8 protein-coding genes and 2 tRNA genes are annotated in these 15,308 nt (G+C 43.7%); 7 read left to right on the plus strand and 3 right to left on the minus strand.

Translation table 11 applies throughout. The annotated features are described in order from the left end of the window. Positions 1-6: 6 nt before the first annotated feature. Positions 7-1,017 carry a 3-deoxy-7-phosphoheptulonate synthase gene (gene aroF / locus H8S07_RS03160; protein ID WP_021859576.1) on the minus strand — a complete coding sequence of 337 codons (1,011 nt, stop codon included), beginning with the start codon at positions 1,015-1,017 and terminating at the stop codon, positions 7-9. A gap of 353 nt (positions 1,018-1,370) precedes the next feature. On the opposite strand from aroF, the gene H8S07_RS03165 reads away from it, so the two are divergent. Continuing rightward, positions 1,371-2,294 carry a S66 peptidase family protein gene (locus H8S07_RS03165; RefSeq protein WP_207722383.1) on the plus strand — a complete coding sequence of 308 codons (924 nt, stop codon included), beginning with the start codon at positions 1,371-1,373 and terminating at the stop codon, positions 2,292-2,294. Positions 2,295-2,314: 20 nt separating this feature from the next. Here H8S07_RS03165 and H8S07_RS03170 read toward each other — a convergent pair whose 3' ends face one another. Further along, positions 2,315-4,564, minus strand: a complete 2,250-nt coding sequence (locus tag H8S07_RS03170; RefSeq protein WP_186855402.1) for a DNA topoisomerase III — start codon at positions 4,562-4,564, stop codon at positions 2,315-2,317. 175 nt (positions 4,565-4,739) lie between these two features. Here H8S07_RS03170 and H8S07_RS03175 point away from each other — a divergent pair. The 5 genes from H8S07_RS03175 to H8S07_RS03195 all read left to right on the plus strand — a co-directional run bounded on the left by H8S07_RS03175 (position 4,740) and on the right by H8S07_RS03195 (position 11,393). After that, positions 4,740-4,811, plus strand: a tRNA-Glu gene (locus H8S07_RS03175). Between the two features lie 42 nt (positions 4,812-4,853). Further along, positions 4,854-4,924: transfer RNA gene (locus H8S07_RS03180), tRNA-Cys, on the plus strand. Between the two features lie 223 nt (positions 4,925-5,147). Then, positions 5,148-6,632, plus strand: coding sequence for an AAA family ATPase (locus H8S07_RS03185; protein WP_186855403.1), 1,485 nt, complete (start codon positions 5,148-5,150; stop codon positions 6,630-6,632). A 78-nt stretch (positions 6,633-6,710) separates the two neighbouring features. Next, positions 6,711-7,223 carry a nitroreductase family protein gene (locus H8S07_RS03190; RefSeq protein WP_186855404.1) on the plus strand — a complete coding sequence of 171 codons (513 nt, stop codon included), beginning with the start codon at positions 6,711-6,713 and terminating at the stop codon, positions 7,221-7,223. Between the two features lie 330 nt (positions 7,224-7,553). Further along, positions 7,554-11,393: a S8 family serine peptidase gene (locus H8S07_RS03195; RefSeq protein WP_186855405.1), complete on the plus strand. Its 3,840-nt coding sequence runs from the start codon at positions 7,554-7,556 to the stop codon at positions 11,391-11,393. A 418-nt stretch (positions 11,394-11,811) separates the two neighbouring features. On the opposite strand, the gene gnpA is transcribed toward H8S07_RS03195, so the two are convergent. Next, a complete protein-coding gene (gene gnpA, locus H8S07_RS03200; protein WP_186855406.1) occupies positions 11,812-13,974 on the minus strand; it encodes a 1,3-beta-galactosyl-N-acetylhexosamine phosphorylase in 2,163 nt (720 codons plus the stop codon). 357 nt (positions 13,975-14,331) lie between these two features. Between gnpA and H8S07_RS03205 the strand changes: the two genes are divergently transcribed. Next, the gene (locus H8S07_RS03205; protein ID WP_117537558.1) at positions 14,332-15,255 is read left to right on the plus strand and encodes a sugar phosphate nucleotidyltransferase; all 924 of its coding nucleotides are present in this window, start codon (positions 14,332-14,334) and stop codon (positions 15,253-15,255) included. Positions 15,256-15,308 lie beyond the last annotated feature (53 nt).

Consider the following 15,308-nt stretch of genomic DNA (forward strand, 5'->3'; position numbering starts at 1 on the left):
CCTGTTCTATTGTCTGTGAATGATGTCAGCAATCTGTTTTACATCTTTCAGCAGTTCACTGTATTTTTCTGGTTTTAAGGACTGTGCTCCATCGCAGAGAGCAGCTTCCGGATTATTATGTACTTCAATCATCAGTCCGTCAGCACCGGCTGCAACAGATGCTTTTGCCATAGAATCTACGAGCCACCATTTTCCACCGGCGTGGCTTGGATCGATGATAACCGGGAGGTGTGTCAGCTTCCGCAGTACAGGAACGCTCTGCAGATCCAGTGTATTTCTTGTATATGTTTCAAAAGTACGGATACCACGTTCGCACAGAATGACATTCTCATTACCGGAAGCCATAATATACTCTGCGGACATTATCCATTCTTCATATGTCGCATTCAGACCTCTCTTTAAGAGGATCGGGCGGTCAACCTGACCGAGCTGTTTTAACAGATCAAAGTTCTGCATATTTCTTGCGCCGATCTGGATCAGATCTACTTTCTCGTTGAAGACATCCAGATATTCCGGAGACATCAGTTCTGTAACGATCGGAAGTCCGACTTCTTCTTTTACTGCGCATAAGATGTCAAGACCTTCCGGTCCAAGTCCCTGGAAAGAATACGGGCTTGTTCTAGGCTTGAATGCACCGCCTCGTAACATATTCGCTCCGGCAGCTTTGATATCCTTTGCAATGGATAATACCTGCTCGTAAGTCTCAACGGAGCAAGGCCCTGCGATGTAAGCCATGTTGCCGCTTCCAACTTTCACACCAGATACATCTACAACAGTGTCTTCCGGGTGGAAAGCACGGTTTGCCAGTTTGTAAGGCTCCTGTACATGGATAACTTTGTCAACGTATGGGTTTACTTCGAAAAGCTTTGCATCGATACGGCTTGTATCACCGATACAGCCGATGATTGTCTGACCTGCACCTTTTACAATATGGGTGTCCAGACCTTTTGTTTTGATCAGATTCTCTACGCGGTCAATTTCTTTCTGACCGGAGTGTTGTTTTAATACAATAATCATAAGTGTTCTCCTCCATATTCACACTGTAAAATTTTAGCTGTTTAAAGTGCGAAACTACACTTATCTTAACGCGGAAGCCTATATTTGTCAACCTTTTTAGCCCATTTTCGCAGAAAGCGGGGATTTTTCTCTGTTAGTGCTTAGTAGGTGCTGAAATATTTGTAGATTTACCGTATAAAAATGTGTATTTTAAGTATAAACACCTCTGTTTTTAGGGGTGGAGTAACAAAACGTTAAACAAGAGTTACGAATATTATGGCGCAAGGTATCAGTGAACTGAATTGTCAAATGAAAAATTAGCCGATATAATGAATATGAAGGCGATCATTAGTGACAGAAAAAGAGGTATAAATATGGAAGAAATAAAAAAAAGAATCCTTTATCCAAAGCCGTTGAAGGCGGGTAATCAGATCTGTCTGATCGATCCGGCAAATGCATACACAGAGGAAGCCATCGAAGCGGTCAGCAGTTATTGGAAAGGGAGAGGTTTTCAAGTGATCTGTGCACCGGAGATGGCATTTAAAAGGGGAACACCGAAAGAGCGCGCGGCAAAATTAAATAAAGTATTTGCTGATGAAGAAAATAAAGCAGTTATGTGCATCTGGGGTGGTTATGGCACCATGACACTTCTTGATTATCTGGATTATGAAATGATCCGGGAGAGAAAGCCTGTATTTACCGGATTCAGTGATATTACAGCGCTGCATCTTGCAATCGGGCAGAAGACCGGGTTGGTAACATTTCACGGAGGTGCAGTTTATGGAAGGACGAGGACGATAACAGAAGATGCCAAAGAAGCGGTATATCAGAGTGTGACGACACCGGTCAGAGGAAAAGCGTTTTCTAATTTTAACGGAGAACCTTTTCATATATACAAAGAAGGAATTGGCGAAGGGATTCTGACAGGTGGCAATCTGACACTATTAAGTCGGCTTACCGGAACGCCGTATGAGGTGGACACCCGTGGTAAAATCCTGTTTTTTGAAGAAATAGGCGAGAAACCATACAGGCTGCATGGCATGCTGACGCAGCTTAAGATGGCAGGAAAATTTGAAGAAGTAAAAGGAATCATTGTCGGAGATCTGAGTGGTTGTGATACGAAAGACCGTCCGGGAACAGCACTGGAAGCGGTGAAAGAGGTACTTGAAGATGTAAAATGCCCGGTCATCTATGGAGTGAGGGCCGGGCATATCGGAGATTCCATGACACTGCCATTGCACGCACGGGTGCGCATAGAGGCAGTGGAGGAATACGGTGTACAGTTCCGGGCAATATAAGAACTGCCCGGATACATGGTTTAATTATCTAATTTGATCCCGGACAATGCCTGTGCAAAGGCATTGTTGACAGGTTCTTCTTTTTGTTTGTTCAGATATTTGCGGACATCTTTTTTGGAAACACCTGCGCCTTCTTTCTGGCGTCTTGCTTTAAATGCTTCCAGTTTTTCTTTGTGTCCGCAGGAGCATACAAATGTCTCCGTATCTCCTTTCTTGATAAGCTCCATTTTCTTATGGCAGTTCGGACAGCGGGCATTGCTTGTGAGTGCGATTGTCTCGCGGTAGCCGCATTCGCGGTCCTGGCAGACGAGAAGTCTTGCGTTTTTGCCGTTCACGGCAAGCATGCGCTTTCCGCAACGTGGGCATTTATGATTGGTAAGATTATCATGCTTAAAGGTGCCGTCCGCTGTTTTGATATCCTGGATCAGAGACCGGGTGTAATCCTGAATATCATGCAGGAAAACCTGCTCTTTCTGTGTGCCTTTCGCGATGTGGGACAATTCCATCTCCCAGGAGGCGGTAAGCTCCGGCTTTTTCAGATCTTCCGGAACCAGTTCAAGCAGTTGCTTTCCTTTGGAAGTGATCAAGATTTCCTGTCCCTTTTTTTCTATCAAAAATGTGTGGAATAATTTCTCTATAATATCAGCTCTTGTCGCAACGGTTCCGAGTCCGCCGGTTTCGCCAAGTGTTTTGCGGGCAGCAGCGTCTTTTGATTCCATATATTTGACGGGATTTTCCATTGCACTAAGTAGTGTGGCTTCGGTAAATCTTGCCGGAGGTTTTGTTTTGCCGGAAGTCAGAGTGGCGCGGTCAATTGTAAGATATTCTCCTTTTTTAAGCTCTGAAAGATTCTGCCCGGATACAGAAAAATTGTGCGTTTCATTATCGAAATCGTCCTCCCAATGCGCATTGCTGTCATTCTCATACACCGCTTTCCAACCGGGAGTAAGGATTTTATTTCCTTTGGAAGAAAATGACTGACCGGCGGCAGTTCCCTTGAGGGAAGTCTGCTCATACTCATAAGCAGGATAAAGGACACTGATAAAACGGCGCACGACGAGGTCATAGATTTTTCGCTCTTCATTTGTCATATGATCCAGCTGGACAAATTCCTCTGTTGGAATGATCGCATGGTGATCGCTGACCTTCCTGTCATCGACAAAAGATTTGCTTGTGTGGATCGGAGCTTTTAAAAGTGTTGGAACAAAGGCTTTATACGGACCGAAGTTGATAGCTTTCAGACGCTCTTTGATCGTCGGAACAACATCCGAGCTAATATAGCGGCTGTCTGTCCGCGGATAAGTCAGTACTTTATGATTTTCATACAGGCGCTGCATAATGTTCAGCGTCTCTTTTGCGGAGAAACCAAAACGGCGGTTGGCATCCCGCTGTAATTCTGTCAGATCATAGAGACCTGGTGAAAATGTTTTTTTCTTTGTTTTGTGCACATCTGTAATCTGTAAAGACTGCCGGTTTGCGGAGTAGGTTTGTGAGGATACACCGGCTGTGCGGTTTTTTGTCAGTGCTTCACGTAATTGTTCCAGATGTTCTTTGTGAAAAGAACGGGTGCTTTTGGATTTTTCACTCTGCCATGTCCAGGTAATTCCGCCTGCCTGCAGAGTCATACCATAATAATCCTGTGGTTTGAAAGAGCGGATCTCCGTCTCTCTTGCGGCGATCATAGCAAGCGTCGGTGTCTGGACACGTCCGCAGGAGAGCTGCGCATTGTATTTACAGGTTAAGGCACGGGTCGCGTTGATGCCGACAAGCCAGTCCGCTTCGGAGCGGCTTCTTGCTGCATAATAAAGATTGTTATATTTTCTGCCGTCTTTTAAATTCTGGAATCCTTCCCGGATCGCTTTGTCTGTGACAGAAGAAATCCAGAGCCTCTTGATCGGTTTGCGGCAGCCGGACTTATCCAGAATCCAACGTGCGACCAGCTCGCCCTCGCGACCGGCATCGGTTGCGATAATGATTTCTGAAATGTCCTTCCGGAATAGTTGTGTTTTTACATGCTGGTATTGTTTAGAAGTCTGTTTAATGACGACAAGATCCCATTTCTTCGGAATCATTGGCAGGACAGACATATTCCATTCTTTGAATTTTTTATCGTAGCTTTCCGGATCAGCCAGTGTGACCAGGTGTCCAAGCGCCCATGTGACAACGTAGGAATTGCCTTCAATTGCACCGGGCAGATTTTTATGACACTTCAGTACGCGCGCAATATCGCGTGCGACCGAAGGCTTTTCTGCTAAAACGAGTGATTTCATAGATGTAAGTCTCCTTAAATAAGAGTTTTTTTATTCAACATAGCGGATTTTGGGCGGGGTGTCAACTGTTCAGATATTTGCAAAAAAAATTGCAAAAAAAGTAAAAAAACACTTGCAATCCGTATGTGAGTGTGTTATATTAATCTTCGGTCACGTTTGATAGTGATTTATATAAGGCTCCATGGTCAAGCGGTTAAGACATCGCCCTTTCACGGCGGTAACACGGGTTCGATTCCCGTTGGAGTCACTCAGAGCTTTCGGGCTTTTTCATATATAGTATCTATAATATGGCGCCATAGCCAAGTGGTAAGGCAAAGGTCTGCAACACCTCTATCACCAGTTCAAATCTGGTTGGCGCCTCTAAAAAAGCTTTAGGTTAATTCCTGAAGCTTTTTTGATGTTAGAAAAAAAGTATCTATTGGCATTTCTGCAGGTGATAAAGTTTCGTGAACATAAAAGAAGTATTTTAAGGGTGGACGCACTTCGGCAGATACGTTATAATTATGCATGGATATGCATAAAAGTAAGGCAATACATAAGAAAAGAAATATAAATATTTACAAAGATATAAAAGGAGAGCGCTATGCCAGTATTTGATTTCAACAATACTCCGGATGACAAGAAAGCAGCGGAGTGCACATACACGATTTTTTACTCCGGTGAAGGAGAAGCAACACCGGAAAAACCAATGATGGTGCTGGATAACCAGATGAAAAAATGGGAACATCATTCCCTTGGAATGTTTACAAACCCGGTAAAACGTACTGCATTTGAATTTCAGCAGGAGACGGGAACTGTCAGTGCGGACATTCTGAAAATTGACGCAAGATTTGTAAGCCTTCTGAAATGGCTCGGCGAAAATCATATCAATGTCCGCCTGTCAGGAGAGAATACAGAAGGAGGTTATGCAGTTTACAAGATCCGTGAGATTGCTTTCGGCGGTGGAACAAAGCTTTCGGCGGAAGATGGATTTTTACAGTTTATGATTGAGCGTCTGCTTGCCAGCGATGCGCCGACTTCACAGGTCAGTGACGAAGAACTGGAAGAGATGGGTGACAGCATGAAGCTCACCAGCTTACAGAGCATCATTGATTTTATGGACTGTGCCGGAAATACACTGCCGGATAATATCCGTCTCTGGGCGAGAAGAAACCTGGCGGTTGCAAGATCCCACGAAGTCTCACCGGAAGAGCGCAGACATGCACAGAGAGCGCTTTCCATTATGATGAATGTGCAATGGAAGAGTGATTATTTTGAAGCAATCGATCCGGAAGAAGCAAGACGGATTCTGGATGAAGAATTATATGGAATGGAAAAAGTAAAACAGCGTATCATTGAGACGATCATCCAGATCAATCGTACGCATACGCTGCCGGCATACGGACTGTTGCTGGTAGGTCCTGCCGGAACCGGTAAATCCCAGATCGCCTATGCAGTGGCGAGAATTCTGAAACTGCCGTGGACAACACTGGATATGAGTTCCATCAATGATCCGGAGCAGCTTACCGGAAGTTCCCGTATCTATTCCAACGCAAAGCCGGGAATTATTATGGATGCATTTGCAATGGCAGGAGAATCCAATCTTGTATTTATTATTAATGAGCTGGACAAGGCCGCATCCGGAAAAGGTAACGGCAACCCGGCAGATGTTCTGCTGACATTGTTAGATAACCTTGGATTTACAGACAACTATATGGAATGTATGGTGCCGACTGTGGGTGTTTATCCGATCGCAACGGCTAATGACAAAGAACAGATCAGTGCGCCACTGATGTCACGTTTCGCAGTGATCGACATTCCGGATTACTCATTTGAAGAGAAGAAAGTGATTTTTTCAAAATTCTCACTTCCAAAAGTGCTCAAACGAATGAGCCTGAAAGAAGAAGAGTGTATCGTGACAGACGATGCACTGGATGCGGTTATTGAAAAATATGCAGATACGACAGGTATCCGTGATCTGGAGCAGGCAGCAGAGCATATTGCAGCAAATGCACTTTATCAAATAGAAGTGGAGCATAAAGGTGCGATCACATACACAAGAGAAATGGTAAATGAACTGCTTGGTTAATCTGTCGCAATAAATATTTACATATGGCAATAAAAAGCAGAGCAGTATTACAGGAACGGATAGCAGGAGGATATGACAATGGAATTACTTGATGTAATGAAAAAAAGATTTTCAGTACGCAAATACAAAGAGCAGCAGGTAGAGCCGGAGAAGCTGGCGAAAATCCTGGAAGCAGCACACGTTGCACCAACAGCTACCAATGCGCAGCCGGTGCGGCTGATCGTGGTACAGAGTGAAGTGGGCCGTTCAAAACTGGACAAAGCTGCACGCCTTTATGGTGCACCGACAGTTATCATCGTATGCGCCGATCACGATAAAGCATGGGTGCGCAAATACGACCAGATGCAGACGACAGATATCGATGCTTCGATTCTGACAGATCATATGATGCTGGAAGCAACCGAACAGGGACTTGGAAGCTTGTGGGTATGCTGGTTTGATCCAAAGATTGTCAGAGAAGAGTTCGAACTTCCGGATAATCTGGAACCAATCAATCTGCTGGCACTTGGTTATGCGGATACAGAAGAAAAAGGACCGGATCGTCATAAAACAGAGCGAATCAGCCTGGATGAACTGGTGACGTATAAATAAGAAAAAGGATGCCATTGATATCTGATTTTCTACATTTTTATTTGTTGTGAATGCCTGTAGTTATATACAGGCATTTTTGCTGTTAGGATAAACCCCTGTTTTTCCGGTCTCTTTTGCATTCCGTTATAGAACACAATAAGAACTCTTTATAAGAATTCACTTATTTCTACAGTTTCAAATACATAAAACGATAAAAGTTAAGATATTCTTAATTTTCACAAAAAAGACACAAAATGGAAGATTTTTCTGATAAAACAAAGTATAATGAGTGTAAATAACCCGTTTGAAGAGGAGAAAATAGAACCTGAGGGGAGAAAAAGGAGGAATCATATGAAGAAAAGAACGGTAAAATTGTTATCGCTCATGATGGTGACCACATTTCTGGCGACCAGTACGATAACAACGGAAGCAGCCGGGACGGGTGCGTATCAGAAGATTAAGACCGGAGATAAGATTAGCAAGAAAGAGAGCACGAATAAAGGCGATTATGTAGAAGGACAGGCGCTGGTTTTGTATAAGGACAACAAGATTTCAACGAAAGCGGCTGCGCAGAGAGCGCTTAATGTAAGCGATATCAGCGTGTCAAAGGTATGGAATTTTGATGCAGCAGAAGAATCAAAGGGAAGGGCAAGTACGCAGAGTGCGGCTTCTGCACAGTCAAGTGCGACTACAACATCACTTACAGTCGGATTGGTTACTTCGAAGACATTAAGCACGAAGAAGTTAATTGAGAAATTATCTGCGGACAGTGATGTGCAGATAGCAGAGCCAAACTACCGTGTACATGCGCTGACAAATGATTCATATTTCAGTAAACAGTGGGGACTTAAAAATACGGGTCAGAATGGCGGCGTGGAAGGAAATGCCACGAACGTAGAGAAGAAATGGGAAAAGACCAAAGGTTCTGATGATGTTGTCGTTGCTGTTGTAGATACCGGTGTAGATTATACACATGAAGATCTGAAAGACAACATGTGGGAGAATACATATCAGCCGAAGTTAAGAGGCGAATATGGCTATGACTTTGCGAATGCTGATACAGATCCGATGGATGATGAAGGACATGGAACACATTGCGCCGGAATCATTGGCGCAAAAGGCGATAATGGCGTCGGCGTCAGTGGTATGAACCACAATGTGAAGATTATGGCATTGAAAGCATTGGATGAAAACGGTAGTGGTTCTGACAGCGATCTGATTGATGCTTACAATTATATTAACAAAGCTATAAACCTGGGAGTAAATGTTGCTGCAATCAACGATTCCTGGGGTGGAGAAGGAAAGAGTACCATTTTTAAGAAACTGATGGATCTTGTTGGAGCAAAGGGTGCGGTATCTGTATGTGCAGCGGGAAATGAATCTGCAGATAATGATGAAACGGCCACTTACCCGGCAAACGATGACTGCGCTTATAAGATTAGTGTCGCTGCTACAAATGAAAAGGGTGAGCTCAGCAATTATTCAAACTATGGAAAAGAGAAAGTGGATATTGCAGCTCCAGGAAGTGATATTCTCTCTACATATGCAGAGGATTGTTATAATCCATCCATTTATTCTGCAGAAAAACAGAAAGAAGTAACGCAGAAACTTGCGGATTTTAATGGAGAGAGCAGCTGGGCAGAATGGAATCCGGAGAATATTAGAATTACAAGTACAACTGAAGGAAAAGAATCTAATTACAAAGCCGAGTTAAGCGATGACAACTTTGGGGATGCAGATGGAAAATCTTTGAAAATTTCTCTGAAAGGGGTCAGCGCAGGTGAGACGATTTCTGTTCGGATTCCATATACAGTAAGTGAAGGAACAAAAGAATTTCCTGAATTTAGTGCAATGACGAAGGTGAGTGGTCCAAAATCAACTGCTTCTATGATTTCCAGCGGAAGTGTACTTATTATTGGAGAATGTGCGGCTGATCGTGATTTGCCAGAAAGTACAGATGATTTGATAGATGAAAATTGGGATATTGCATATAATTATAACGGATATGAGATAAGTGGAGAAATGGAAGATTGGGTACATCTGGAAGTGCCACAGGAAGAAAAGAACCCGAAGACCGGAGAACGCTCTATCTTCCTGTCACTTATGGCAGAGGCAAAAGGAGATTATACAATTACATTGGATGATCTGGGACTCAGCAAAGAAAATGTTGCTTCTTCCAATTTTGGCAAATATGAATATGAAAGTGGAACATCTATGGCAACGCCGTTTGTTACAGGAGCAGTCGCATTGGAAGCAGCAGAGAATCCAAAGAGTACAGCGTTGGAACGTATTTCAGCAGTATTATCTCAGGTGAAACGAACAGATGTACTGGAAGGAAAGGTAGCAACCGGAGGCGCGTTGGATTATACACAAAAAGTAGCAAATGCGCCAAGAATCAGTACTGTGAAAGTAAATCAGAGTAACGGACAGATTACGATTAATGGAAGTGGGCTGGATGCAACAGATCTGAGCGTAAATGTAACCGAAAAAGGCAGCACGACTGCAAAAGCAGCAAAGATTGTAAAGAAAACAGAAAAACAGGTAGTTATTGATGGAAAAGCATGGCTGAATCGAGTGGCATCTATTGCGGTTACAGGGAATGGAAGGACGGCAACAAAGAAGAATATTTATCTGGTAGACGGAAAATCTTCTTACAAAAAAGTAAAAGGTCTGGAAGTAGAAAGTTCATCTAATATGGCAACAGATGGTCGAAATATTTACATGGCTGATTCTAGTTCAGACAGCATCAATATATTAGACCAGTCTGATCCGGAAGAAGTGGATGAATACCCACTGACAGTTGTAAAGCCGACAAAATATTTCAAGAAAGAGGCAGGCAGTCAGGGCAGATACGATTTTGCATTTGGAAATGATCTTGTCTATGCGGATGGAATGTTGTACAACATTGGTGCATATTCAGAAGTACAGGGAAGTACAGATGAGGATATAGATGAGGGTGATGACGACGATGATGATGACGATACTACGGAATCGGCATATTCTTCCGAATATAAATTATTTGCATTTAATACTTCAAACGGAAAGGTACAGTGTATTGGAACACTTCCGTCAGCAGTAATGAAAACAGAAGACTGGACGCTTGCGGCTTATAATGGAAGAATCTATCTTATTGGCGGATATGATTACCAACAGAAAGCATGCAGCAAGAAAGTTTACATCTATAATCCGGGTACAAAGAAATGGAGTCAGGGACCATCCCTTCCGGAAGGAAGAGCCGGTGGAAAAGCATTGCAGAGCGGTGAGAAACTGGTTTATACACTTGGGTATGGTGAAAAACAGGACGGTGTGGAATATGAAAAACAGACTTGTCCGGTTAATTTGATATTAAGTGGAAATAAGTGGACAGCATCCAAGAAGACCTTATCGACATATGGAGCTGTTACAAAAGTCGTAAATGGAAGTAAAGCATTTAAAAAGTATGATGTCAGTGTAAATATCTGTGCGGGAGGACTTGTATATGTGGGTAATCCTATGGTTGGATTAGGTGATACATTTACTTATAATGTAGCAAAAGATACTTATAATTCTACGAAATATAATCAGATAACAAATCTGGATGTTTATGATGAGGATTATGATTATGACTATGACGATGATGAAGATGAAGAATGCATAGATTACGACGCTATCACTGTCGGAAGTACACTTTACATCTTTGACGAAGATGGACAAGGCTACAAGGCAACAATCGGCAGTGGTCTTGTAAAAGTAACTGCAAAGACATCCAAAGCCGGTAAGATTTCCGGAGTGAACAGAGGTATCCTTCCGGGAAATAAAGTAAAACTTACTGCAAAAGCAAATAAAGGTTATGCAGTGAAATCTTTCAAAGTGGCAGGTAAGAAAGTAAGCGGTACGTCTAAAACGATCCGCCTGACTGGAAATACAACTGCTTCTGCAAGCTTTGGCAAAGCAGTTTCCAAACTGACACTGAAAGACAAAGAGCTGACTTTAAAAGCCGGAAAGAAAGCAAAGATTCAGGTGAAAGTCACACCGAAGAGTGCGGTGAATAAGAAGTTATCTTACACATCCAGCAACAAGAGATATGCAACAGTATCTTCTAAAGGTGTAGTGCATGCGCTGAAAGCTGGAAAAGGTAAGACGGTGAAGATTACTGTTAAAGCAACAGATGGTTCTGGAAAGAAAGTTGTTTGCAAAGTGAAGATCCAGTAGGCGCCGGAGTACTCATTGAATTTCAATAATTTAAAATAAAAGAACAACTGCTCTGTGGAGTATCCGTGGAGCAGTTGTTCTTTTTATATAATGAGGTTTCATTCGCAAAACACAGGATTAGCATCCTGCAGATGTGCTCAAGGGAGTTAAAGTGATACCATCGGATTGCTGCGTGCAGAGCACTTTCGCAATCCTCCCCATCATTCGCAAAACGCAGGATTAGCATCCTGCAGATGTGCTCGAGGGAGTTAATGTGATACCATCGGATTGCTGCGTGCAGAGCACTCTCGCAATCCTACCCGACATTCGCAAAACGCAGGATTAGCATCCTGCTGTATTGCTCATGACGGGGCGAGTCCCAAGATCTTTCGTCCACATTTGAGCAAGCTCATGTGTACTCAGATCTGGTACTCTGGTATCACATGATTCTCCACATGATCTCGCGTGGTTCGAGGTTGATGGTTTCACGGGATCCGTTTCCGTCGTAGACATCGGTTGTCTGCGGGGAATCGGAGTTGTTCAGGATTGCGTATTTACCGCTTTCCGGATAAGCGTGGACTTCGCAGTTGATATTGTCTGCGTTCCAGATGTAATAATTATCTTCCTTGTGGGAAGCGTAATATAAGGCGCGCAGAAGAAGTCTTGTGTTGTCCGGATCGTTAGCAAGTGCAGAGAAATATACACCGCGTCCGTCTCCGTATGCATTTGCGGCAATGTGGACTTCATCATTGGAATAATCAATGATCTCTGTACTGCCGGTAAGTGCGTACACGTCTGGTGTGCCTTCACCGAGCTGGTAAGCTCCCCAGTGCTCATCTGTAATAAAATGCGCAAGCCTCGGAACAATGTGGTATTTGGCAGTCGAAAGGGTGAAGCCAAGTTCACGGTCTACACCGAGTACATCGGCAAGCTGGAAGAAACGACCACCGTGTAAAACAGCCGATGGTTCTCCGATACCGATAAATCCGCCGCCGTCATAAACCCATTTTCGTATGATCGTAACGAGGTCTGCATCCAGCCATTCTCTTCCACCGGAAAAAGCAGTTCCAGCATCTCCGGCATTGATGATCACATCAACATCATCCGGCACACCGTCCCTGCGGATATCCGCAAAGCTTAAAAAGCATACATCGACAGGCGAACCGCTGAGTGCTTCTAGAATACCGAAATAAGGATTGGTTTTCTTGTAACTTCGTCCCGGAAGAACGGTGTACGCCTGCCAGGAACGAAGTGTACCCCAGGAATTAAGGACGGCAACTTTCAGTCCGCTGTATGGTTTGCGTCCCTTTACATTGTCGTAAATGGTACGGTATTCGTCGGTTATTTTCTCAATGTAGTTTACAAAAGTGGTTGAAGATGAGGCAGTTCCCGGATCACCGTCAAAAGTAAGGCGGTCCAGCGGGCTTCGCATCATGGCACGTCTTGCTGCGATCCAGTTTGCAGAAGCCGTGATACATGCATGATTCTCATCTTCAAATGTCTCTTCGGACAGATATGGAAGAAGCCGTCCCTCTGTGTCATGGATACCCGGAATATCAGAGAGCATCCGGAGCGTTGTTCCGTTATATACATTTCCGGAAATGCAGTCTACGCTGATATCCTGAAAATATGGGCCGTAAGGCTCTGTTCCGATCCAGCTCTCACCGAAGAACATGGAAGCCTGTTTGCCAGCTGCATGTACCATGTCCACCAGTTCTTTTGCACGGCGGGATACGAATCTCTGGATAAAATGAGTGTAATCCCGGTAAGCCTTGGTCGGCACACGGAAAGTAGAGTTGAAGTATCCGTTATCGACCAGATCTTCCGGCTTCAGGGCATATCCATATTCCTGCTCGAAAGTTTCCAGCGCCTGTGTGGAAACCGTAGTGCCATAGCCGAACCAGTTCGTATACTGTTCGTTTGCTTCTTCGTTGAAAATCAAAATATAATGATAGAAGAAAGAAGTAAAACGCACAATATCTGTATGAGAATGTTCGCTGAGCCATTTCTTCAGACGTTCTTTGGAATAAGCTGCTGAGAGTGGCTGGCGTACATCGATCGGAATGTGATGCGGCTCATTTGTCAGATCATCTGAGAGAAGCTCGTACATCTGCGTCGGATCCCATATGATAAAGACGAAGAAAGATACCGTATATTCGTGAAATGGAATGGCATCTGTGATCGTTAGAATGTCATGTATGCGGTCGTATTCCCATTTGTGGGAAGGGACGGTCTTGCCGGCCGTGCGGTCGATGACTTCCCACCATCTCTTCGGATCGTGGATATAATCGGCAACGAATTGTTCGCGGTAAAATCCGTCCAGAAAATCAATTGTTAAAGTTGTATTTTTTGCCAGAAAATGTCTGGACATCAGAAGTACCTGCTGGCATTCATCCATATGCTCCATGGCAAAATCGTTGTCACCTTTTACGGGTGTGTATGTTGTACAGATCTTAACATCCAGAGATTTGGAGTGTTCATCCGGTGTTTTGTTTCCATCAAGACGAAGCACATCAGCGCCCCAACGCTCGGTGAATGTTTTCGCATCTTCTGAAAAAATAGATTGGACTGGCAGAGTCACTCTGCCTCTGGTTCTTGACATAATATATCTCCCCTTATATTGCGTAATATGGTAATGTTATAGTTAAAACTCTCGGCTATGATATCTATAGATTGCTCCGTGCTACGCACTCTCACAATCTATCCCCACCATTCGCATATCGCAGGATTAAAATCCCGCTTTTATGCTCATGTCGGGGCGGGTTCCAAAGTCATACATCCACTTATGAGCAAGCTCATGTGGTCGTATGACTTTTTTACCCTGATATCATCAGTATACCACAGATTTCCCGGACGCAATAGTAGGGAAAACAAGTTGTGGGATTGCTTTTTTTTGCGCGTTTCGTTATGATAAGAAATAGTATCAGATTTTTTGATATTGATATGGAGGTACAGATTTATGAACAAACCAGTATTGGTCATTATGGCGGCAGGAATGGGTAGCCGTTATGGTGGATTGAAACAGATTGACCCGGTAGATGAAGAAGGACATATCATTATGGATTTTTCCATGTATGATGCAAAGAGAGCCGGATTTGAAAAGGTAATTTTTATCATTAAGAGAGAAAATGAAGAAAGTTTCCGGGCAGCAGTCGGTGACCGGATGTCAGAATACATGGAAGTTTCATATGCATTTCAAGAGCTTTCTAACATTCCGGAGGGATATGAAGTTCCGGAAGGAAGAGTGAAACCATGGGGAACTGCGCATGCAGTGTTAAGCTGCATCGATCAGATCGATGGACCATTTGCCGTTATCAACGCAGATGACTACTATGGCGTTGAAGCATTCCGCCTGATCTACGATTATCTATCCAGTCATCCGGACGATGAGAAATACCGCTATGCAATGGTCGGATACCATCTTGGAAATACTGTGACTGACAACGGACATGTAGCGCGTGGTGTATGCACGTTAAATGAGAGTGGCGAGCTGGAGGCGATCAACGAGAGAACCCGTATTGAGAAGAGAAATGGTGGCATCGCTTATACAGAAGATGACGGCGCAAACTGGACGGAAGTTCCGGCAGATACACTTGTTTCCATGAATATGTGGGGATTTACAGAGAGTATTCTGCGTGAGATTAAAGCAGGATTTCCGGCATTTTTGGATGAAGGATTAAAAGAAAATCCGATGAAATGTGAATATTTCCTGCCGGCAGTTGTCAGCAGACTGCTCGGAGAGGAGAAGGCAACGGCAGCAGTTCTGGAATCAAAGGATAAATGGTACGGTGTTACTTACAAAGAAGATAAACCGGTTGTTGTTGCGGCGATGAAACGTATGAAAGAGGAAGGGTTGTATCCTAAGAATTTATGGGAAAAATAAAAGGATATTAGCAGGAATGTGCAGATTTCTTGAAGAGTACAGGCGAAAAGTGC

This window comes from Dorea hominis (assembly GCF_014287705.1).
GTDB lineage: Bacteria > Bacillota > Clostridia > Lachnospirales > Lachnospiraceae > Dorea_D > Dorea_D hominis.